16 protein-coding genes are annotated in these 19,675 nt (G+C 61.1%); 8 read left to right on the top strand and 8 right to left on the bottom strand.

The window, feature by feature from the left end:
• The first annotated feature begins 41 nt into the window (after window positions 1-41).
• From ABU113_RS11795 to darG, 8 genes are all read left to right on the top strand, one after another.
• Window positions 42-3,545, top strand: a complete 3,504-nt coding sequence (locus tag ABU113_RS11795; RefSeq protein WP_454559702.1) for a phage tail protein — start codon at window positions 42-44, stop codon at window positions 3,543-3,545.
• Window positions 3,545-4,825 (top strand): hypothetical protein, encoded by a 1,281-nt coding sequence (locus ABU113_RS11790; RefSeq protein ID WP_454559701.1) that lies wholly within the window; start codon window positions 3,545-3,547, stop codon window positions 4,823-4,825. The genes ABU113_RS11795 and ABU113_RS11790 overlap by 1 nt, the downstream gene beginning before the upstream one ends.
• 18 nt (window positions 4,826-4,843) lie before the next feature.
• Window positions 4,844-5,134, top strand: coding sequence for a DUF6127 family protein (locus tag ABU113_RS11785; protein ID WP_454559700.1), 291 nt, complete (start codon window positions 4,844-4,846; stop codon window positions 5,132-5,134).
• Window positions 5,135-5,208: 74 nt separating this feature from the next.
• A complete protein-coding gene (locus tag ABU113_RS11780; RefSeq protein WP_454559699.1) occupies window positions 5,209-5,883 on the top strand; it encodes a YcbK family protein in 675 nt (224 codons plus the stop codon).
• The gene (locus tag ABU113_RS11775) at window positions 5,880-6,137 is read left to right on the top strand and encodes a hypothetical protein (RefSeq protein ID WP_454559698.1); all 258 of its coding nucleotides are present in this window, start codon (window positions 5,880-5,882) and stop codon (window positions 6,135-6,137) included. The genes ABU113_RS11780 and ABU113_RS11775 overlap by 4 nt, the downstream gene beginning before the upstream one ends.
• Window positions 6,138-6,318: 181 nt before the next feature.
• Window positions 6,319-6,651 carry a helix-turn-helix domain-containing protein gene (locus tag ABU113_RS11770; protein ID WP_454559697.1) on the top strand — a complete coding sequence of 111 codons (333 nt, stop codon included), beginning with the start codon at window positions 6,319-6,321 and terminating at the stop codon, window positions 6,649-6,651.
• Window positions 6,652-6,672: 21 nt separating this feature from the next.
• Entirely contained in the window at window positions 6,673-7,308 is a 636-nt protein-coding gene (gene darT, locus ABU113_RS11765) for a type II toxin-antitoxin system toxin DNA ADP-ribosyl transferase DarT (protein WP_454559696.1), read from the top strand.
• A 13-nt stretch (window positions 7,309-7,321) separates the two neighbouring features.
• Window positions 7,322-8,368, top strand: a complete 1,047-nt coding sequence (darG, locus tag ABU113_RS11760) for a type II toxin-antitoxin system antitoxin DNA ADP-ribosyl glycohydrolase DarG (RefSeq protein ID WP_454559695.1) — start codon at window positions 7,322-7,324, stop codon at window positions 8,366-8,368.
• Window positions 8,369-8,370: 2 nt separating this feature from the next.
• Here the strand turns inward: darG and ABU113_RS11755 are convergent, their stop codons facing one another.
• From ABU113_RS11755 to ABU113_RS11720, 8 genes are all read right to left on the bottom strand, one after another.
• The gene (locus tag ABU113_RS11755; protein WP_454559694.1) at window positions 8,371-11,103 is read right to left on the bottom strand and encodes a phospholipase D-like domain-containing anti-phage protein; all 2,733 of its coding nucleotides are present in this window, start codon (window positions 11,101-11,103) and stop codon (window positions 8,371-8,373) included.
• A gap of 24 nt (window positions 11,104-11,127) precedes the next feature.
• Complete coding sequence (locus ABU113_RS11750; protein WP_454559693.1) at window positions 11,128-14,154, bottom strand: anti-phage-associated DUF1156 domain-containing protein; 3,027 nt, start codon at window positions 14,152-14,154, stop codon at window positions 11,128-11,130.
• Window positions 14,155-14,787, bottom strand: coding sequence for an anti-phage-associated DUF3780 domain-containing protein (locus ABU113_RS11745; protein ID WP_454559692.1), 633 nt, complete (start codon window positions 14,785-14,787; stop codon window positions 14,155-14,157).
• 3 nt (window positions 14,788-14,790) lie between these two features.
• Window positions 14,791-17,913: an anti-phage-associated DUF499 domain-containing protein gene (locus ABU113_RS11740; protein ID WP_454559691.1), complete on the bottom strand. Its 3,123-nt coding sequence runs from the start codon at window positions 17,911-17,913 to the stop codon at window positions 14,791-14,793.
• Complete coding sequence (locus ABU113_RS11735) at window positions 17,910-18,107, bottom strand: hypothetical protein (RefSeq protein WP_454559690.1); 198 nt, start codon at window positions 18,105-18,107, stop codon at window positions 17,910-17,912. Before ABU113_RS11735 ends, ABU113_RS11740 begins: the two co-directional genes overlap by 4 nt.
• A gap of 245 nt (window positions 18,108-18,352) precedes the next feature.
• Complete coding sequence (locus ABU113_RS11730; protein WP_454559689.1) at window positions 18,353-18,586, bottom strand: helix-turn-helix transcriptional regulator; 234 nt, start codon at window positions 18,584-18,586, stop codon at window positions 18,353-18,355.
• 471 nt (window positions 18,587-19,057) lie between these two features.
• Window positions 19,058-19,450: a restriction endonuclease gene (locus ABU113_RS11725; RefSeq protein ID WP_454559754.1), complete on the bottom strand. Its 393-nt coding sequence runs from the start codon at window positions 19,448-19,450 to the stop codon at window positions 19,058-19,060.
• The coding region (locus ABU113_RS11720; RefSeq protein WP_454559758.1) for a hypothetical protein at window positions 19,375-19,675 on the bottom strand (301 nt) is incomplete at its 5' end. The genes ABU113_RS11720 and ABU113_RS11725, both read right to left, overlap by 76 nt.

Below are 19,675 nucleotides of genomic sequence, written 5' to 3'. Positions count from 1 at the left end.
TCGGACGCGAAACCGGTCCCCACTTTTGCTGAGAACGCTCAATGGCCATCCTCGTCGCAGTGGGCGGAGCCGCGCTCGGCTCCGCGGTCGGCCTCGGCTGGCAAGCCGGCTGGCTCGTCGGCTCGGTGGTCGGCAGCCTCTTGTTTCCCGCCAAGGGGCAGAACGTCACCACCGAAGGCCCCCGACTCGGAGACCTGACCGTTTCCTCGTCCGCCTATGGCGCATCGATCGCCATCGGCTACGGCACCTTGCGCATGGCCGGCAACATGATCTGGTCCTCCGGCATCCGTGAGCAGCAGAACGTCACCCGGACCCGCTCGGGCGGCAAGGGCGGCGGCGGAGCCACCCAGACCTCGGTCACGTATTCCTACTTCGCGTCCTTCGCCCTCAGCTTCGGCGAAGGGCCGGCCGAGGACGTGCTTCGGGTCTGGGCGGACGGCAAACTCATCTACGACAAGACCGGCGCGAGCCCCGACGTTGCCAAACCGGATCTCAAGTTCCGTTTCCATTCCGGGGCGGAGGATCAGCTGGCCGATCCGCTGATCGAAACGCACGTCGGCGCGGGCCGTGCACCCGCCCATCGGGGTCTTGCCACCATCGTCTTCGAAGATCTGGCGCTCGCGGACTTTGGCAACCGCATCCCCAACATCACGGCCGAGATCACCTACCAGCGGGCGGCGCAGCAGCCTTACCAGCTGCTCGATTTCATCACGACGGGCGAAGCCGGATATTTCGGGACCTACCAGATCGACGACCTGGCAGTCGATTGGCGGCGCGGATACGGCTACTTCCTGGACAGCGACGTCAACGCCGCCGAGGCCGGGATCCGCCGCTTCAGCCTCCGGACCATGAAGGAGGACCGCCAGGCGCGGATGACGGACATCACGGCCGTCGCGCCGAACAACTTCCCGAGCACGTTGTTCTGCGGTGAAGACGGCCACCTCTATGTCGTGACCGGATCGAGCAACTCACGCCCGATCCTGCGCATCGAACCGAACGCTCTCAAGGAGGTCGGTCGCTTCGGCTCCACCAGCAACGGCCTGACCAATTCGACCCTGCGGTTCGTCGCCACGACGTGGATGGGGATGGTCTCCGCTTACGGCCCCTCTGGCCGGGTCGACTTCGTTCTCACCGGATCGCTCTTCGACGATGTCGGACTCATCCGCGCCGACACCATGGGCTATGTCTGGGGCGCCGGGCAGAGCGTCACCGAGCCTCGCGTTCGGGGCGTCATTGGTGGTGCGGTCGGCGAAGGCTTCGGGGATGGCTGGATCCTCGGCAGCGGAACGAGCACGAACCATGGAAGCCTCGGCCTCTATCGCTTGCGGGTCTCCGCGCTGGCAGAGTACGACGGCCTCACCGGCCAATCCCTCGGCGTCACCTTCGAGAAGGTTGCCACCTTCTCGCCGTCGGATGTCGAGAGCGGCGCCACCGGCTTCTACGGCAGCGCGGGCGGGCTCACCTATGACGCGACCGACGACAGCGTCATCTTTCAGGCGCGCATCTCGAACGGGGGATCGCCCGGCGCCATCTATACGCTGAAATGGCGCAGCGACACCGGTATCGTCTGGAAGACGGTCGTTCCGATCCAGATCAACTACGAAGGGCCCTACTACGGTCAGTGCCGCCTGCGCGGGCAGCGTTGGACGCTGATGCGGGGCACGCGCGTCATCCAGCTGGACACCGCCACAGGCGCTCTCGTTCTCAATGAGATCTGGCCGGGTGCGGTCAGCGAAGGCGGTGCTCAGGTTTACGATGCCGTCACCGACACGCATCTGGTCCGCGGCAGCCAGGGCTGGGCGAAGCTCTTCCTCAATCGCGGCGGCGGTGGTGGAGAGACGCTCTCCGGCATCGTCTCCGACCTTTGCGCCCGTGCCGGCCTTGGTCTGTCCGACATAGACGTCGCCGATCTCGGGGCGACGGTTCCCGGCTATGTCATCGGGCGGCAGACCACCGTGCGGGGCGCCATCGAGCCGCTGGCACAGGCCTATTTCTTCGACGCTGCGGAAAGCGACGATGCGCTGCGGTTCCGGACGCGGGGACGACCGCCCGCCGCGACCATCGACGCGGATCTTCTGCTGCCGCTGGATGAGCGGACCGGCGAAAGCTGGCGTGAGCGTCGCACGCAAGAGGTCGAGCTGCCGGAACGCGTCAGCGTCGTCTACATGGATCGCGGCGCCGACTACCAGCAGGGCACGCAGAGCGAAAAACGCACATCCCTGCCGCTGCCGACCATGCATTCGCGCAACCAGTCCAGCGTAGAGCTAGCCCTTGCGCTGGACGCGACGACGGCCAAGCAGATCGCCGCCAAGACGCTCTACAGCGCATGGATCGAACGCAGCGCGTACGAAGCAGAACTACCGGCCGACTGGCTGCGCCTCGATCCGACCGATGTCGTGGACGTAGTCTTCGAGTCGGGCTCGACCTTCCGGACCCGCATCACCCGTCTCGATGTCGGGGCCGATTTCTCGCTCGCGGTGAAAGGGGTTTCGGAGGCTGCCGCCACCTACGTCTCCAACGTGGCTGCCGATGGCGGCTCCGGAAAACCGGTACAGCTCGTCGGCAGTCAGGCCGCGACGCGGCTGATCCTGCCGGACCTTCCGCTGCTGCGCGACACCGATGACACCGGAGGGTCGGGGTCGCGGATCTATTACCTCATGGGCGGCTTTGGAGGCCCGGGCTGGCCCGGTGCCTCTCTCTACCGCAGCGTCGACGGCACGGCGTGGGCGCAGGTCGGTCGATCCCTGAGCGAGACGGCCTGGGGCGCCACGGCGAATGCCCTCGGCACGCCGACATCCCCGTTCGCGACCGATCAGACGAACAGCCTCACGGTGTTCATGACCACCGGCGGTGAACGGCTGGAGAGCGTCACACAGGACTCGATGCTCAGCGGCGCCAACGCGGCCCTCGTCCTCAAGGCCAACGGCGAGCCCGAGATCATCCAGTTCCGCGACGTGGCGCTGAACCCGGACGGCTCCTACACCCTGTCCGGGCTTTTGCGTGGTCGACGTGGCACCGATGTCTTCGTGGACGGGCACGAGGCCGGCGAGTTGTTTGTCCTCCTCGACCCCGACGACGTCGAGACCATGGTCACCTCGCTCGGCGATCTCGAGCTCCCCCGGTCCTGGAGGGCTGTTGGGTTCGGCACGATCTTCGAGGATGCGGAAACGTTGGTCTCCAGCCATACCGGCCGGGACCTCAAGCCCTATGCACCCTGGAACGTGCAGGCGGCTCTGACCGGCAATCCGGTCAACATCAGTCTCTCCTGGGTCCGGCGGACCCGGATCGGCGGCGAGTTGAAGGACGGCACCGGCCTCGTGCCGCTCGGCGAGACCTCCGAAACCTACGAGATCGACATCCTCTCCGCCCCTGGCGGCGCGGTGAAGCGGACGCTCACCGCGACGAGCCCAAACGTCGTCTACGCCAATGCCGACATCCTCGCCGACTTCGGTGCGGTCCCGTCGTCCCTGACCGTCACCGTCTTCCAGATCAGCGCCGTCGCCGGCCGCGGCTTCCCGCGCACCGTCACATTGGAGTTCAACTGATGCCCAGCCCCAATCTGGCCGTGACCCATGTCGCGGCCGCCCAGAACCAGAAAGAGGTAACGATCAACGACGCGGTCGATGCCCTCGACAACGCTATGAACCAGGCACTGTCGGTAGCGATGGCCGACGCCAACCTGACGCTGACTGGCACCCAAGCCAACCGTAACGGCCTCATCATCCTCACCGGTACGCTGACGGCATCGCGGACCCTGACGCTGCCCGCCAATCACCGGCGGCTCGCGATCCGAAACGCCACCAATGGCGGCCAGGACGTTCGCGCCAAATATGCGGGCTCCGGCGCAGAGGTCGTCATCGCCCCTAGCGCGACGGTGCTGGTTCAGGGCAATGGCAGCGATCTCTTCGGGGTCGGCGGTGGCGCTGGTGCATTGGGCGATCTCATCGACGTCTCCATCGCCGGCGCCGCCAACGGCGACGTCCTCCAGTTCGATGGCGCTGCGTGGGGCGCCACAGGCGTCGGCATCTTCAACCGCGCTCTGTTGCCCTTCCGGGGCGCGCTGCTGCGACGCTCGACCAATTTCAGCGTCGCGACGACCAACGTCTACGTCGCCGTGCCCTGGCAAAGCGCCGAGTACGACAGCGACGCATTCTGGGATGCCGGCCAGCCCTCCCGCCTGACCATTCCAGCCGGGGTGACGAAGGTACGGATTATCGGCAACATCGAGTGGCAGACCTCGCCGACCAGTCAGCTGGTCGAGGTACGCAAGAACGGCAACAGCGTGCTGGGCGGCGGGTCCTTCATCGTGCGCGGCGACAGCGGCTACTCCAACCAGATGCGCAACCTGTCGAGCGCGGTTCTTCCGGTATCGGCGGGCGATTGGTTCGAGCTGGCGGTCTATGTCGGCACTGCCGGGGAGCTGCGTGGCCTCGAGCGCACGTGGCTTGCGATCGAGGTTGTCGAGACCGCGGATGCGGCCGATCCCCCGGCCGACATCAGCGGCTACAAGGCCGGGCAGCCGGCAGCGGACGAGGTGATCGCACGGGTCCCGGTGGCGCGACGCACCCGGCTGAAGATTGATCTTGCCGGCAGCCATGCCAGCGCCGAGGCCGCGGCAACCGCCCAGACGGAATTCGACATCCGGGTCGATGGCGTGAGCAGCGCCACCATGCGCTTCGCTGCCGCCGCCACGAGCGCCACCTTCATCGCCGCCAGCGAAACCGTGCTGGAGCCCGGCCAGGTGCTCAGCGTGGTCGCGCCATCGGCACCCGACGCCACGCTCGCCGGGATCGGGTTCACGCTGGCCGGCTCGCTGGTCCTCTGATCACTCCCGGATTGAGTCATGGACAAGGAACCAGACAGCGGGGCGCTGATCGCGTTGCCGGCCGCCGAGTTTGAAGCCCTGCTGGAGCGGGCTGCCGAGACGGGTGCGCGGCGCGCCCTGCATGAGGTCGGCCTCGATGGTGAGGATGCCGCCGAGGACATCCGCGATCTTCGCTCGTTGCTCGCGGGTTTCCGCCTCGCCAAACAGACGGCGGTCCAGACCGCCGTGCGGCTGATCACCACCGGCGTCCTGCTCGCCTTGATGGCCGGCATCGCCATCAAACTGAAGCTCTTCGGACCGACGCCTTAACCCATCCGCCCGCCCCGTCAGACCACCGCCCGCCCTCGTCGAGGAGCGGGCTTTTTTGTGCCTGGAGACCTGCGATGACGACAATGACCTACAAACACTGGCGCGACGTGCCCGAGCGCTCATGGCGCTGGAAGAATTTCTCCCCCGCCGAGATCGCCTGCCGGGGCAGCGGCTCCCTGCGGATCAACGAAGAAGCGCTCGACAAGCTCCAGGCGCTGCGCGACCGACTTGGCAAGCCGCTCATCGTCCGTTCGGCCTACCGCAGTCCGGCGCACAACCGGGCCGTCGGCGGCGCGCCGCGCTCGAAGCACATGGACGGCACGGCCTTCGACATCGCCATGGCCAACCACGATCCGGTCGCCTTCGAGGCTGCCGCCCGAGCCGTCGGCTTCCTTGGCTTTGGCTACTATCCGCGCTCGGGCTTCATGCACATCGATCTCGGCCCGGCTCGGCAATGGGGCGAGCGTTTCCCGGTGCGCGCGACGGCGTTCGCCGCGGAAACGGCACCCGTGCGGGAGGTCTTGGCCGACAGCCGCACGATGAAGGGCAGCGGCGCAGCAGGCGTGGCGACGCTTGGCGCCGCTGGCGTCGAGGTGGCGCAGAACGTCCTGGCGGAGACCCAGACCGCGATCCTGCCGCTTGTGCCCTATCTCGACACCTTGCGCTGGGTGTTCATCGTCGTGGCGCTCGCGGGCCTTGCCGTGACGATCTACGCCCGCATCGACGACTGGAAGCGGGGGCGTCGATGATCGCCGCTCTGTTCACCGGGATCGCCGCCGCCCCGTGGATGCGAGCGGCCCTACGCTACGGCGCCATCGCACTCGCGGTGCTCCTGTTCCTGCTCACGCTCCGGCGCTCCGGCGAGCGTGCTGGCCGGCTCGCCGAACGCCTCGAAACCTCGGAGAAGGTCAATGACGTCCAACGCCAGATGCTCGATGCGGCAGCTCGGCGTCCTCGCGATCGCGACGATTTCGCTGACCGCCTGCGCAACGGCCACTTCTGAACCTCGCATGGCCACCGTCTGCCCACCGGTTGTCGAGTATAGCCGCGAGTTCCAGGCACGCGCAGCCGACGAGCTCGATCTGTTGCCAGAGGGGTCGGCTATCGCCGAAATGCTCGCCAACTACAGCGTTATGCGGGACCAGGCTCGGGCGTGCCGGTGATTCTGCATGACGACAGATCGAATGCGCTGGCTGGCGAGAAAGAACTTTAGGGGAACACGAGGTCATGCTATACGAGTTTCATCGACTTTTGCCGAGTCAAGCCTGTATACACGGGTCAGCGAGGATGGCGGTGGGATGACTGAACCATGGGTTTCCGTTGATCAAGTGGCCGCCCACCTGGGGGTCGCGAAGGACACGGTGTACCGCTGGATCGAGGCTAAGAGCTTGCCCGCTCAGCGTGTTGGGCGGCTTTGGAAATTCAAACTGAGCGAGGTTGATCGCTGGGTCATGGACGGGATGGCAGCGGAAGATTCACCAGCCGTTGCCGCGAAATCGACGAGCGAAGGTGAATGATGTGAGATTGACTGCTTAATCATGCCGATACCTGACCGGCCAAGGATTTACCACATAGTCCATGTCGACAACCTCGCGTCGATTGTCGCGGACGGTTGCCTGTGGCCTGACGCCGTGATGGTCAAGCGGCAGGGAGCGGCGGTGATCGGGAACAATGAGATCAAGGCTGACCGCCTTGTTCTACCAGTGGAGTGCCATGCCGGGACTTGCGTGGGCGATTATGTTCCGTTCTATCTGTGTCCGCGGTCCGTGATGCTCTATGTGATTTCACGGCGAAACCATCCGAACGTGGCATACAGGGATGGGCAGGGTCCGGTCGTTCACCTCGTCGCGGACATGCGCGAAGTTGTAGATTGGGCAACAGCAAATAATCGTCGCTGGGCATTCACTGACATAAATGCCGCCAACCGCGCAGCTGATTTCTACAATGATCTATCAAAACTCGATCAGGTAAATTGGGACGCGATCAATGCAAGAAACTGGGTTTCTTGTCGCGACCACAAAATGGCAGAGTTTCTCATGCATGAGAGCTTTCCTTGGGAGCTTGTTCGGGGGATCGGTGTACATTCAGAACAAGTCGGTGCTCGTGCAATGGCAGCGTTCGGCAAGAGTCAGCACAGACCACAAGTCAAAGTAAAACGAGAATGGTACTATTAAGGGGAGGATGACCATGATCAGATATACGACAGGAGACATCTTGAGGGCGGACGCAGAAGCGATCGTCAACACGGTGAACTGTGTCGGCATCATGGGTCGTGGCATCGCCCTCCAGTTTAAGAATGCATTTCCAGCAAACTTCAAAGTATATGAAGCGGCCTGCAAGCGCGACGAAGTTCAGCCGGGTAAGATGTTTGTGTTCGAGACCCATACGCTGACGAACCCCAAGTACATCATCAATTTCCCGACGAAGCGGCATTGGCGCGGGAAAAGTCGGATGGAGGATATCGACGCCGGGCTTGTTGCCCTGGCAGAAGAGCTTCGGCAGCGTGGCATCCGATCGATCGCCATTCCGCCGCTTGGGAGCGGTCTTGGCGGCCTGAACTGGGAAGACGTTCGTCCCCGGATCGAAGCCGCGCTGCGCGACCTGCCGGACCTGGAAGTCATTGTCTTCGAGCCGAATAGTGCGCCGGTCACAACGAAGTCGCGGGAAGTTCCAACCATGAGTCCCGGACGAGCCGCACTGGTGGTTCTGATGAACCGCTATCTTGGCGGATTGATGGACCCGTTTGTGACGCTCCTTGAAGTGCATAAGCTCATGTATTTCATGCAGGAAGCAGGCGAGCCACTCCGCCTCAAGTATGCGAAGGCTCCGTATGGTCCTTACGCCGAGAACCTGCGACACGTCCTTCGCGCGGTCGAAGGACACCTTGTGTCGGGATACGCCGATGGTGGTGATGCGCCCGACAAGCAGCTCGAACTGGTCCCAGGAGCGGTGAAGGATGCGGAGTCCTTCTTGTCGGACAAGCAAGATACGGCTGCTCGCTTTGATCGTGTGGCTGAGCTCGTGGAGGGGTTCGAGACGCCGTTCGGCCTGGAACTCCTCGCAACTGTACACTGGGTGACGACTCGCGAGAACGCTGTCAGCGCGGAGGATGCGATGGCCAAGGTTTATGCGTGGAACGAGCGGAAGAAGCGGTTTTCGCCGCGCCAGATCGGTATCGCCCTTCAGACCTTGCAGAACAAGGGGTGGCTCGCGCAAACCTCCGCCAGCTACTAATGCTACCAGCCGGTCCTCATCAATTGGGCGAAATCACGTCGAGATAAGACTTCTGTGCAGTCCCGCCAGTCCTTATCCGTAGGTTCTGCGGTCGCCTTGTATCGAAGATCAAAGCCGGTGGCCTCCCGCTGTGCGTTGATGTACTCGTCCATCTTCTCGCCCAATGTTTCAATGTCTTCGATCCACTCATCTTTGATCGTGTCCGGCAACGAACCAAACAGGTTGAAACGGTCGCGCATACGTTCTGATAGCCGGTCGTAAACCTTTTCGTCGACGGTCTGCTCATTCACGAGATTAAGCATATCGACTTTCTCGCGGGCTTGGCCAAAACGCTTGATACGGCCGATGCGCTGTTCAAGGCGTGTCGGGTTCCAGGGCAAGTCTATGTTGATGAGCGTGCCCAACGTTTGAAGATTAAGGCCTTCGCAAGCGGCATCGGTTGCGACCATGATTTTGATCTCATGCTCGGCGACCATCTTCTTTAACGTCTCGCGTTCAATGCTGACGCTTTCTTCCTTCTGATACAGGCGACTGCGCGATGCGCCGGCATAGAGCCCGATTGCTAGGTCTGGATATCTACCCGCCAACTCGTCAGCCACCCATTTCGCTGTGTCGTAATATTGGCTAAAAATTATCACTCCATGGTCGAGCCATTTCTCGCGGTCCAAGAAATGGGTTACGGCTTGAAGCTTTGGATCGCTTTGCATCCGCTCCAAGCGTTCGATGAGCCGCTCCAAAGCTATCTTCTCGTCCGAGCTTTCGACTGCGAGCTCAATGACTTGTTCTTCAGTCTCCTCCTCGACTGTGCGGCCCGATAGGAGCGTTTTAGCTGTGTTAAGCCCCGCAGCGATACTGGAGCAAATCCGTTGCTCCATGAGGTTCTTCATGAACCCGCTGCCCTTGCCTCTCCGCGAGAGAGCTTTTCCGAAAGCCCTAGCCTCTCGGTAGGCTTCCCGGAAATCATCATTTGTACGAAGCGCCTTTCCTTCGAACAGGGCATCAAAGCGCTGGATGTCCCGAATGAATTGCCGGTCAGGATGCAGATCGACGCCAATCCGAGGGAGGAGCCCGGCATCTTCGAGGTCGGCTCGCTTTCGCAATACGATGTGGCGTATGAACGGGTTCTCGCGCTGGAAAAACGTGGCGCCGGACATTTCGCGCTCCAGCTCCTCCTCAAAGATCTCCCGAGTGTCATCCGACAGATCTATCAGTGCTGCGCCGCACTCGGTCTGCCTTTCTGGAAGGCCAAGATCCTGCCGGATAGCGCTGAAAAGCCTTCTCGCTCTCGGCTCATCCGTTGAGTTGACGACGGGCAATGGTGATCGAAGAAGCTCCCACCCTTTATCGGGTTCAACAATTTCAGTTTTCCCGGAAATAATGGGAAGAACCGCGTCAGGCTGGTGCCACCTAGCAAAATCGTTGCCAAGCACAAAGCGCCCCTTCCCCTGATGGAGGATGCGCATCAGATCCCAAAGATCCTCCGATCGTGTCTGGATTGGGGTAGCAGTTCCGAGAAGCACATGGTCGCTTCGCTCCGCGACGGCCTTGGCAAAAGCTAGAAGCTCGTTAGGAGTGCCCGCATCCCGCCCGAAGCCTTGTCGGCTTCGCGCTTTGTGCGCTTCATCGAGGATAACCAACGCGAAGCGCAGACCCAGAAGATGCTGTTTTTCGAGGCTGTCGCGCATCATCAGACCCGTGGACACGATGCCGATCCGCAGTGGGCAGCGCGCAATCTGCTCTCGCCCTGCAGGAGAAATCACCCGATCATCGTGATCGAGCCAGACTTTCTTTTGCGTCTCCCATCTCGCGCACGGTATCCCGAGCTTGTCGATCATCTCGGTTTGCCACTGCTCGCAGAGCGTGGCCGGTGCGAAAATCACGACAGGCTTTTGCCCCCCACTATCCTTGTCCTGGAGTAGGCAAAGGGCCAGCGCCGCAGTGCCGAGCGAGAGCGTCTTCCCGAGACCGACCTCATCGGCAAGAAGAAGGCGTACGATGCCATGGTTGGAGTAGTGGCGAAGGCACTCGGTCAAAAAGCCTTGCTGCCACGGCTGGAGCGAAAAGCCCTCTCGATAGAGCGGCGACTCTATAAGGGCGGCCGGGGCGATATCCTCTGGGTCATCAAGTTCGTCGAACAACACTTCACGGCGATAGCCGCGCCGATGCACCTCGCGGATCACTGCGCGCGGCAATTCCTTTGCCGCTCTCCAGAGGAAGTCGAACTCTTCCTCAATCCAGGCAACGCCCTCGGGGGACGAGTCCTCCCACAGGATTTCATAGTGACGCTGCCAGCCGCTGCTGGTCTCATTCATGGACCCTATAAAGCCCAGCTTTCTGCCGTCCGCGCACTCGATCACGCCGGCCTTGCCATGCAGGAACCCACAGACGTTATCGGGGGCGACCCGAACCGCTTGGCCGTGCTTTTGCAGAAATGTGTCGAGTCGACGGTACCGCTCGCGGTTCAAAAGGGCCTCTGCTTCCAGCGCACGTTCATTCCAGCGCCCGATCATCTTGGCTTCGCGCAGCTTTGCGACCTTCAGATCGTCGGGGTGAATGTCGACGTTGCAGACGATTTTCACCTCGGGGATGTGATCCAGCAACTCACCTGCCACCTCGAAGAGCGAACTGGTAAAGTAGCCGGCGATCCGCTTGTAGCTGCGGGCGCCCTTGAGATGCTCAAGCAGGATTGTCTGATCGAGACGATGGGTCCGTGAGGAGAACCGACGTATGGTCATGTTGCGGGTCCCTCCCTGAGCGCGTTACTGGCTGAACGCGCGGAGGTTCTTGAGACGACCGCCGAGGACCTCGGCGGCATCGCGCACCTCTTGTTCGGGGGCTTTCCGCTCAATGAACGAGAGCATATCGATCAGCTGCCGGCGGATTTCGAGGAAGTCCGGCAGGTCTTCCTGGATCTGGCCGACGACGACCGCCGGTTCCGTTTCCGCCAGAAGCTGCTGCAGACCGATGATCAGTCGGCCGAGCCAAGTAGGACCGATCTCGGTGCTGTCCGTCAGGTCACGGGATGCGAATTCGGTCACGCGCTTGAGGCGCGCGCTGTTCGCGGCCATGTTTCCCATCACCTTTCCATAGTCGGCAACCCGGAACGCTTTTGCGAAATTCTGGTAGTTGTCGAGCTTGCTGGCGCCCGTCGTTTCCATGTCCATCATGCGGAAGTAGAACCGCTGGATGCCGGTCAGGCGGGACCACGTCTCAGCCTCGAGCCCTTCGGGTACGAGAAGACTGTTGGCCGCTTCTGCAGCTTGCTGGACAATTTCGTCTACGACGGTCTCCTCACCACGCTGACGTGGGCGCAGTGCGAAGCTTGTCACGTCGTCTCCGCCGATATGGGTGTAGGCGGTGAGCACTTTCAGCGCGGCGGCATATCCCGCCATCTGCAGGTCAGAGTCGTTGAAGACCGGCTCACCGAGCTTGTCCTTCACCTCCTCATTGAGGTGCATCATGCTCTCGATCTGTCGTTCCACCTCGGTGCGGACGGCGGGGAGAATGCGCTGTTTGAAGCCGGAGCGTTCGCCGGCCGGTCGTTTGCGCAGCATCAGGATGACCGTGCCCTGGACATAGCCGCCCTTCTTCAGCTCAGAGGTAGTTTCGGTGGCGATGTACCAAGCCGCCACGACCTGGAGCCCTGCGGCCCAGAAGATCCCGACCATGTCTGACCACACGCCGGTGTCCTGATGCGTGAACATCACGCACTGCATGCCATTGTCCGGCATGTGCTGCGCCATTGCGCGATAGGCGTCGACCATGCCCCGTCTGAAATCGTCGCCCGATCCCTTGATCGCGAGCGCTCGCCGCGAGTCCCATGTCCAGTCGCGAAACTCCTCTGGCGGGTTCCGCCGTAGCCAGGCGATGAAGAATTCGGTGATCTCGTGATAGTTCACCGCGTCCGCATAGGGAGGGTCGGTCACCCAATAGTCGCAGACGCGCGCCGGCTGATCCGCAGGAGCGGATATCACTTCCCGTTCGACGTCCGGAAGCGCTTCTTCGGCCATGCGGAATGATCCAACACCATAGCCGGACCAAGACCGTGTGGCGTAGTTGTAGAACGTGTTGAGCGCCTGATTGGAGAATACGCCTTTTGGCCCTCCCAGGCCGCCGCCTTGTGACGTCGCCCAACGACACAAGCGTGAATTGAAGTCCGCCATCTTCGCGACGTTCAACCATCCAAGCGGAGCGCCCGGCGACTCTCGCCATGTCTTCAAGGCCAGCGCTTGCAGCAACAGCTGGCGGGGATTGAAAAGATGATGCCAGTGCGTCCAGCCGCGTGTCCGGATCGGTTCATCGGTCTTCGCGCCCGGTTCGATCAGCATGTCAGGCGTCAATCCTTCGGCCTGCCAAGCCTCCAGATTTTCGGCGACGATCCGCTCAACCGTGCGCTCACGTTCCAGATCTGCATCGGTCACCCCACGGAAATACGTGATCTGCCGGGGCTTGTAGATTGAGTTCTTCGTGATCCACTGAATGGCGTAGAGCCGCTCCTGAAAGATGTCGTCTTCGCGCGGAACGAAGTCCAGTTTCTCCCAGCGACGCAGCCTGTTGAGGGTCGCCCCGTCCGGCCCGCGATAATCCCCGCGCAGGGTCTTCACCGGCGTCCGGTAGGTTCTGCCGTCGAGCTCATAGACAAGGGAACCATCGTCGATGGTGCCTTTTTCTGCGCCCTTTAGCTCTTTCGCCGAGACATTGCTCACCACCTCGATCTGGAAGCGCTTGTTCGCATGATCAGGCTTGAGCCGCGCAATCGCGCCGAGTTTCGGTGAGATGACCCGGCTTGGGAGCATCGGCACCATCCAGCCCGTTTCGGGGCATCGGGTTTCGAGGCAATAGAGGTATGCCTTGCCGCGGTTTCCCTTTTCGTCGTGCTCGACGCCGAGTTTGATCAGCTCCTTGTCGACCTGCTCGGTTACCGCCTTCTGAGCGTCTTCGAACATCGCACGACGCTTCTTTGGAGCACCGATGATGTTCATCGCGCCCCAAGTCAGCATGCAGGCTATGGGATTGAGGTCAGCCGCATATGCGTCGCATCCCATGCGCGCAGCCTCGAACGGGATGGACCCGCCGCCGGAGAAGGTATCGCCAACGCGCGGTCGATGCCCGAAGCGCAAGATGCCCATTTGCTCGACGAGCTCGGGAAAGGAGCGCGCCTTGATGCCCCATTGGGCGTAGTGATCGTTCACCGCCGGCCAGACCGGAGCGTATAGCCAAGCCTGATCAACTTCTTCAGGCCGCTTGCAGAAGTTGGCTTTCTCTTCGTAGGTCGAGAATGTTGCAAGCGCCCGCTCTATGAGCTGAAGCTTGGCCTCGTCGGAAGTGTCCCGATCCCAACGGAGCGAAATGCCTTCCTCGTCTGCGTCGAACGGGCACTCGAGGTTTAGAAGGTGGTCATCCGCAGGGAGTTCTTCGCGCCCCGTGAAAGTGAAGTAGTCCCACGGGTTCGAAAGCGAGATGCGCGAAGCGATGTGCTTCGGCTTAAGGTCGTTTTGAACAAATGCACGTCGTGCAAGACTGTGGTCGTCAAAGGCCATCAATTTCTCGAAGATCTCGAGGTCCTTCTCGCTGTCGCCGGTCTGCGGCAGTAGCGAGCCAAGGACGATGGCGCGCACCAGGATGAGTGGCTTGCGTCCCTTCCAATACGAACCGAGCCCTGTCAGCGTCTGTGCCGCGACCGCCTTGCGCTCGGACTGCGCTTCGAAAGACACCTTCTGCGCGGGGAAGACCGCCTGGATCAGGGCGGGTGCATCCTTCAGAGAAGCGGGGGTAACTTCGTTCATTCAGCTCTCGTCGTCAAAAAGGTCGAGGGTTGGCCGGTCGCTGGCCTTCCCGATTTGTCTTCTGGCGCGGGGCTGCATCAGATCGCTCTGTGCGACATCTCCAAGCGCGTGTCGAAGGGCGAGCCGCCAGCCGCGGCCGGTGTCCTTTACCGTTCCAGTAGCCATCGCAGTCATGCCGAAAAGCCACCACCGTTCCTCCGGGCGAAGCGCCAGCCAGTTGCGGACCGCGACGGGAATCTTGTCCATCTCCATTTCCTCGACCGCCCAGGCCAGAACGCAAAGCTCTTTGCCGAGCAACCGATCGACGGGGTTTTCCCCGACCTTCCAGGCGGATGTCTTCAGGTCATGAGCCTTCAGCCGCGCATTGAAGGCGCGCTGGACTTCGCTTCGGATCGCAGTCCAGCGTGGGCGGTCCAGCACAACCCGATCCATCACCGCGAACTCCTCGCTGCTGGCCTGCAGTCCGAGGTATTCGCTGATCTGGACCTTGCCGGAGTTGGCGGAGGGGATCCTGACCTTGAAGTGATGAGGGTCCGAGGTCGCAGGCACACCAAACCCGAGCGTCGGCTTGCCATCACGGCTGTTCCCGGCGTCCTGGTTTGCTTTTTTGCCTGCCGTCTGCCCTCTTGGCATGCTTTACGCCTCCTGTACCAAGTCGCCCGGTTTGAGATCGAGACCCGCGATCTTGGCGAACTCCTTCACGGCGAACCCATTCTCGAACTCCACACCGTCGCTGATCGTGATCGCGACCGGCGCTTGATCTTCCTTCAAGACTTCGCGGAGGCTGTTGACCACGCCTTCGATCATGCCGGCGGTGACGGCACGTTCCTGGAAGCGAACCGTAACGGTGTTCTCGCCTTCGCCGATCTCGATGCGAACGCCCCTGAATAGCGTGTTGTCGTTGTCCTTGAACTTGTTGATGACGCCGTAGACCCGGTCGGTCGTGTCGAGAGAGACACGCTTGCCCTGAAGCCTCGCGGGCTTCGTATCGTCGATTTGAACCCGCTTATCGCCACTCGCAGGGATCTGGAAATCCGCCGTCTTGTTCGCTTCGCCGGCGCGCGCATAGACCAGCAGGCGGACCGCCTCAGGCCCGATTTCGAACGGCTCCGTGTATTCGATGCCATCCTTGGGGTTGGAGCCGTCAAGCGAGTACGATATGGCAGCTCTGGGTGTCGACTGGAGAGTGACGCGGCGCTTGTCCCCCGCGGGATCAACCTGATGCCGTATCTTCAGCTCCGCCACCCAGCGAACAGGTGGGCCGCTCTCGAACTTCCCGGTCGGATCCTTGACCCAGAAATACAGCGACCCTTCGCTCGTCGAGAAGTTGTCCAGATCCTCGACTTTCGGATCGGCCTCCGTGACCTCGGCCTTCGGAGAATAATGAACAACAGGGCTGTCGCCCGCATTGCGAGGGGTGAGGCTCAGGAGTGACTCGCCGGTGTCCGGACTACTGCCCTGAAGCGAGACATTGACGGTCGTCTTTTCCTTCGGGAACGGTCCCTTTTCGATGTACCCGTCTTCGCCAAGACGCCACCGCCCTTGCTTCAGAGCCTCGGCCTTCAGCGCGTCTAGCCCACCGGCGCCTGGCATCCATGGCCATACAGGGAGACTTTTCGCGCGACTAAGCACATCCTTCCACGGAGTCCGACGATTAGCTTTCCCGTTAGGCCAAAGATATTCTTCAGCCATTGCGAAGTATTGGCTGAAATCTTCTGCCATATCGAGCGCAAGCTTGTAATTGGCTCGTGGACTGGCAAGCAGCTTTTCGATCTGGGTTTCGGCTGACTGATCCCCTTCGCCGATCTTGAGTCCGTTATCGATAGTCACGGCCATGAGCCGCTCGCTTCCGTCGGTCTCCTCAAGCGCGGGGTAATAAAGACGGTTGTAACCCGCCGATAGGGCCTTGTGGAAACGGTCAACCGCATCCTCATAACGATCCCGCGACTCTTCGTAGAGAGTGTCGCCAGGCTTCAGTCTTTTGGAAATCTGCTCGATCGCATACAGCTCGCGGAGGCGGTCTTCCACTGCGTCCGCCAGATGACTGTCCTGACCGGTCAGAACCAGCAGATTGTTTTTCTCTTGCTGGTAATCGAAGAAGTTTTGAAGCTCGCTCGGAGGCACACGACCATCAGGACGGATTACGATCAACACTCGTGGTCCGGTAAGGCGTAGTTCGTCCAGTTTCGGAAGAACTTGCAGATCTTGGTAGGCGCGTTTGCTCGCTGGCTGCAGAATACCCGTCAGCCGATTGATCAAAGCTTGATCGATCTTCGGTTGCGGAATTTCCTTGGCGGTCCGCTCGATTTGGCGCGAAAGGTTCTCGGTCTCCTTGATGAAGAACCGCTGCTCCTCACGATGCAGGTACCAGGCCTGTTCGCGCAACCGTTCGAGCGCGGTCAGAAACTCGTCGGGCTTCCGGTTGGGAGCCGCGAGAAACTCAATGATCTCGCTATCAGATAGACCAATCCTCCCGCCAACCGCACGCGAGAGCGATGATGCTAGAAGGAGGGTCATTACCTGCTGAGCAGCGTCTGCGCCCAACTCATCATCGAGGGACTCCGAGATCGCGTTTCCACTGTCTGCTATGTCTCGCGTAACGGCAGGCAGTAGCTTGGGGGCAATACGCTCGATCTCATCCCTGACTTGGTCGTCATTCAGATCAAGATGTTGGGTGCCTATCAGGAAGACATCATCCAGTGGCCGCTGCTCGACGCTCTTCAGAAGCCGCGCGGTGAACTGCATAAGTCCGCGCGTCTGGCGGAAACCCTCGTTCTCCTTAAATAGCGCGACAAGGTGTTTGAACGAAGGATGGAAGGGGTAAGTCTCCCTAACCTGTTCCGCAATTTGCTCAATGCTAGAAGCAACAATGTACCCGCCATCCTCGGCCTTCTTGACCTGTTGCGCGTACTCCTCCGCAACCTCTGAAATTGTCCTTTCGTCGGGCAGTTTATCGATCAGTCTCTTCTTAAGAATCTCGTAGATTTCATTCCCGGCGAGTTGCACGGGCGTGATAGTCATTGCTTGGCGCCGCGCCTCTTGCTGAAGGTTTGCAATAGCCTCAGCCAGGGCCTTGGTTTGCGACTTGTAGCTTCCCGACAGGTTCGCGATCACGATTGCACAATTGGGAAGCTCCAGAGCCGCGCTCATCAACGAGCTCAGGCTATAGACGACCATGTCCGCCAACGTGCCGGCCCCTACGGCTTGAGTCGCTGCGTTTTGGAGATATGGCGGGAGCTCATCAAGGAGGATCAGCGTAGGGGTTTCGCCGATAATTTCCTTCCACTTTCGCTGATCGACGGCTCTTGGGCCGTTCGCCCAATACGGCCGGATCGCCTCCTCGGCACCGAGTTGAGAGGCTATTTCCCCCCAAATGTAATTGTCCGGACTATTTCGACCGTTGAATGCGGCAATACGTGCCTCTCCGAACCCAATCCTTTCATTGAGATCACTGGGGAGAACTTCCGGTCGGAGGTGTGGATGCCGCGCCAGGAGGCCAAGGGCGACCATCATGTGCGTCTTACCACCACCCATGGCCTGGGTCAGCTCAAAGACCGCTTGGTCAGATTTTCCCGACAGACGAAGCATCCCCTCTTTGAAGAGCTGCTCCATCCCGTGCGTCACGTAATTTCGCGCAAAGAAGTCCCTTCCGTCGCCATTGTCAGCGATCAAGTCGGCAAGGTTCTCGATGCCCTCGGCCATCCGGTAATCCGCGATTACCGGATTAAATGTGCACGCCTGCTTGACCGTCCTGATCATTCTGCCTGATCCCCCTGACTCTCGGACTTGGTTGAGCCCTTCACAGGAAGGCCATGTCGCTGGCAGTAATCGAGGATCATCACCTCGACCATGTTGGCGATGGAGCGATGCTCCTCCTGTGCGGCGGCGCGAAGCACCTCTTTCACGCTTGGCTCGATTCGGAGCGTAAGCGTTGCGGTCTTGTTCACCGCCATCACGGCCTCCCAAGAAAGCTGCGGATGTACTGCGTATTGCAGTATCACACCGCAGTCCCGGTTGGCTAATCGAAAATGATGCGATGGGCAGCACAGGGTGGGCCGACGGGCTTTCCGAACCCGGCTGCGCCCTGATCCTGGCTGCAACCGCCGGCAACTGCGGCGCACTCTGCATCAGGGCTGATGCCGGTTCGGACGGCGTGCCCGTGAACGAATGGCTTCGGGTTCGGTTCATTCGAGACTCGCTACACCCCGTCGATGGCCTCACGGGGGCCTTTGTCCGAGGTGCAAGTCCGAACCAATGATGTCTCGTATTCCTCGATATCGGCCAGGCGATAGACGACACGACCGCCGACCTTGAGAAACTTGGGCCCCTCACCAATCCAGCGCCAACGCTCAAGCGTCCGATGGCTGATCCGCCAGCGGGCCGCCAGCTCCATCTGATTGATACAAAACGCACATACTTTGGTAGCCTCCATGTTCGTGTCCTTTCGCTCTTGCACGGTTGACTGCGACACTACGGAGGCGTGGGCGAGAGATACTATCAAGGTAATAGTGGACAGTGCGGCGATGTAGGCTGCCGACGGGCGCTCCGGTTAAGAACGAATTTCTGCGGAAACGAAGATTCACCTTTGAATACGAGGGCGTGCTGGCGCGATTTGGGGCATACTTCGAGCGAGTTTGTCGAAGAGTCCTCTCCCTCCGCCATTTCTAGCCATTCGAACGTTCTCCGCGTCGGACGCGCGGCTGAAACGCCAAGGAACCGCGCGGTTCGGGCGCCAACCTCTGGACTGCGACGTCGGCACACTCGGCTCCGAGCGTTCTCTCTCCGCCCTTATTCTCTCGACCTCTGGACTGAACCGGCGCCAGTACGGAATGCTAAGCTTCACAAATTATACAAGAAACTGCTGCCGACTTGCCACCCGAATTGATATCCCCTTCGCCCGGCGTCAGTCCTCCGAGAAGAAATCCTCGTCCAGGCGCTTGAACTCCAGCACACGGCTGGAACGCACCCCGACACCGTGCTCGACCATCAGCTCCGTCAGGCGGCGTCCGTCAATCAGGATCACACGCTGCGGAATGCGTGATGCGAACTCGACGGCCTGGGCAGAGAACGTCGAGGTCGTCACGAAGACGCCCTTTGACGCGCCGAGGCCGACCAGACTTCCGGTGAATGCCTGGATCTCGGGCCGCCCGACCGCGCTTCCCGGGGAGTATCGTTTCGCTTGGACGTAGACGCGATCGAGACCGAGAACATCCTCGTTGATCACGCCGTCAACGCCCCCGTCGCCCGATTTGCCAAGTTGCTCGGACGCATTTCGATGAGAGCCCCCGTAGCCCATCGCCACCAGAAGATCGACGATGACCTGTTCGAAGAAGCTCGGGCTGTTTTGAAGGATGCGGTCCAGCAGGTCTGCGCGAAGTGCAGCGTGGACAGCTTGTTAGCGTCCGCGCTCGTGGTGTAATTTCCGGTGTAGGCGATGGTGTATTCCGGGGTGGGGCATGCCCCACCCCGGAATGCGGCGTCGCTGGTGGCCACCGGGTTCATCGTTATGGTGGAGTTTGCA

It is taken from the genome of Parapedomonas caeni (assembly GCF_041060555.1).
Taxonomy (GTDB): Bacteria; Pseudomonadota; Alphaproteobacteria; order Sphingomonadales; family Sphingomonadaceae; genus CAUJIW01.
The sequence above is the reverse complement of the archived record's forward strand: the minus strand, read 5'-3'. Positions and strand labels throughout refer to the sequence as shown.

Bases quoted from the DNA above. Each gene is read 5' to 3' on its own strand.
- ABU113_RS11795 (WP_454559702.1), top strand. From the start codon at position 42: ATGGCCATCCTCGTCGCAGTGGGCGGAGCCGCGCTCGGCTCCGCGGTC.
- ABU113_RS11790 (WP_454559701.1), top strand. From the start codon at position 3,545: ATGCCCAGCCCCAATCTGGCCGTGACCCATGTCGCGGCCGCCCAGAAC.
- ABU113_RS11785 (WP_454559700.1), top strand. From the start codon at position 4,844: ATGGACAAGGAACCAGACAGCGGGGCGCTGATCGCGTTGCCGGCCGCC.
- ABU113_RS11780 (WP_454559699.1), top strand. From the start codon at position 5,209: ATGACGACAATGACCTACAAACACTGGCGCGACGTGCCCGAGCGCTCA.
- ABU113_RS11775 (WP_454559698.1), top strand. From the start codon at position 5,880: ATGATCGCCGCTCTGTTCACCGGGATCGCCGCCGCCCCGTGGATGCGA.
- ABU113_RS11770 (WP_454559697.1), top strand. From the start codon at position 6,319: ATGCGCTGGCTGGCGAGAAAGAACTTTAGGGGAACACGAGGTCATGCT.
- darT (WP_454559696.1), top strand. From the start codon at position 6,673: ATGCCGATACCTGACCGGCCAAGGATTTACCACATAGTCCATGTCGAC.
- darG (WP_454559695.1), top strand. From the start codon at position 7,322: ATGATCAGATATACGACAGGAGACATCTTGAGGGCGGACGCAGAAGCG.
- ABU113_RS11755 (WP_454559694.1), bottom strand. From the start codon at position 11,103: ATGACCATACGTCGGTTCTCCTCACGGACCCATCGTCTCGATCAGACA.
- ABU113_RS11750 (WP_454559693.1), bottom strand. From the start codon at position 14,154: ATGAACGAAGTTACCCCCGCTTCTCTGAAGGATGCACCCGCCCTGATC.
- ABU113_RS11745 (WP_454559692.1), bottom strand. From the start codon at position 14,787: ATGCCAAGAGGGCAGACGGCAGGCAAAAAAGCAAACCAGGACGCCGGG.
- ABU113_RS11740 (WP_454559691.1), bottom strand. From the start codon at position 17,913: ATGATCAGGACGGTCAAGCAGGCGTGCACATTTAATCCGGTAATCGCG.
- ABU113_RS11735 (WP_454559690.1), bottom strand. From the start codon at position 18,107: ATGGCGGTGAACAAGACCGCAACGCTTACGCTCCGAATCGAGCCAAGC.
- ABU113_RS11730 (WP_454559689.1), bottom strand. From the start codon at position 18,586: ATGGAGGCTACCAAAGTATGTGCGTTTTGTATCAATCAGATGGAGCTG.
- ABU113_RS11725 (WP_454559754.1), bottom strand. From the start codon at position 19,450: ATGGGCTACGGGGGCTCTCATCGAAATGCGTCCGAGCAACTTGGCAAA.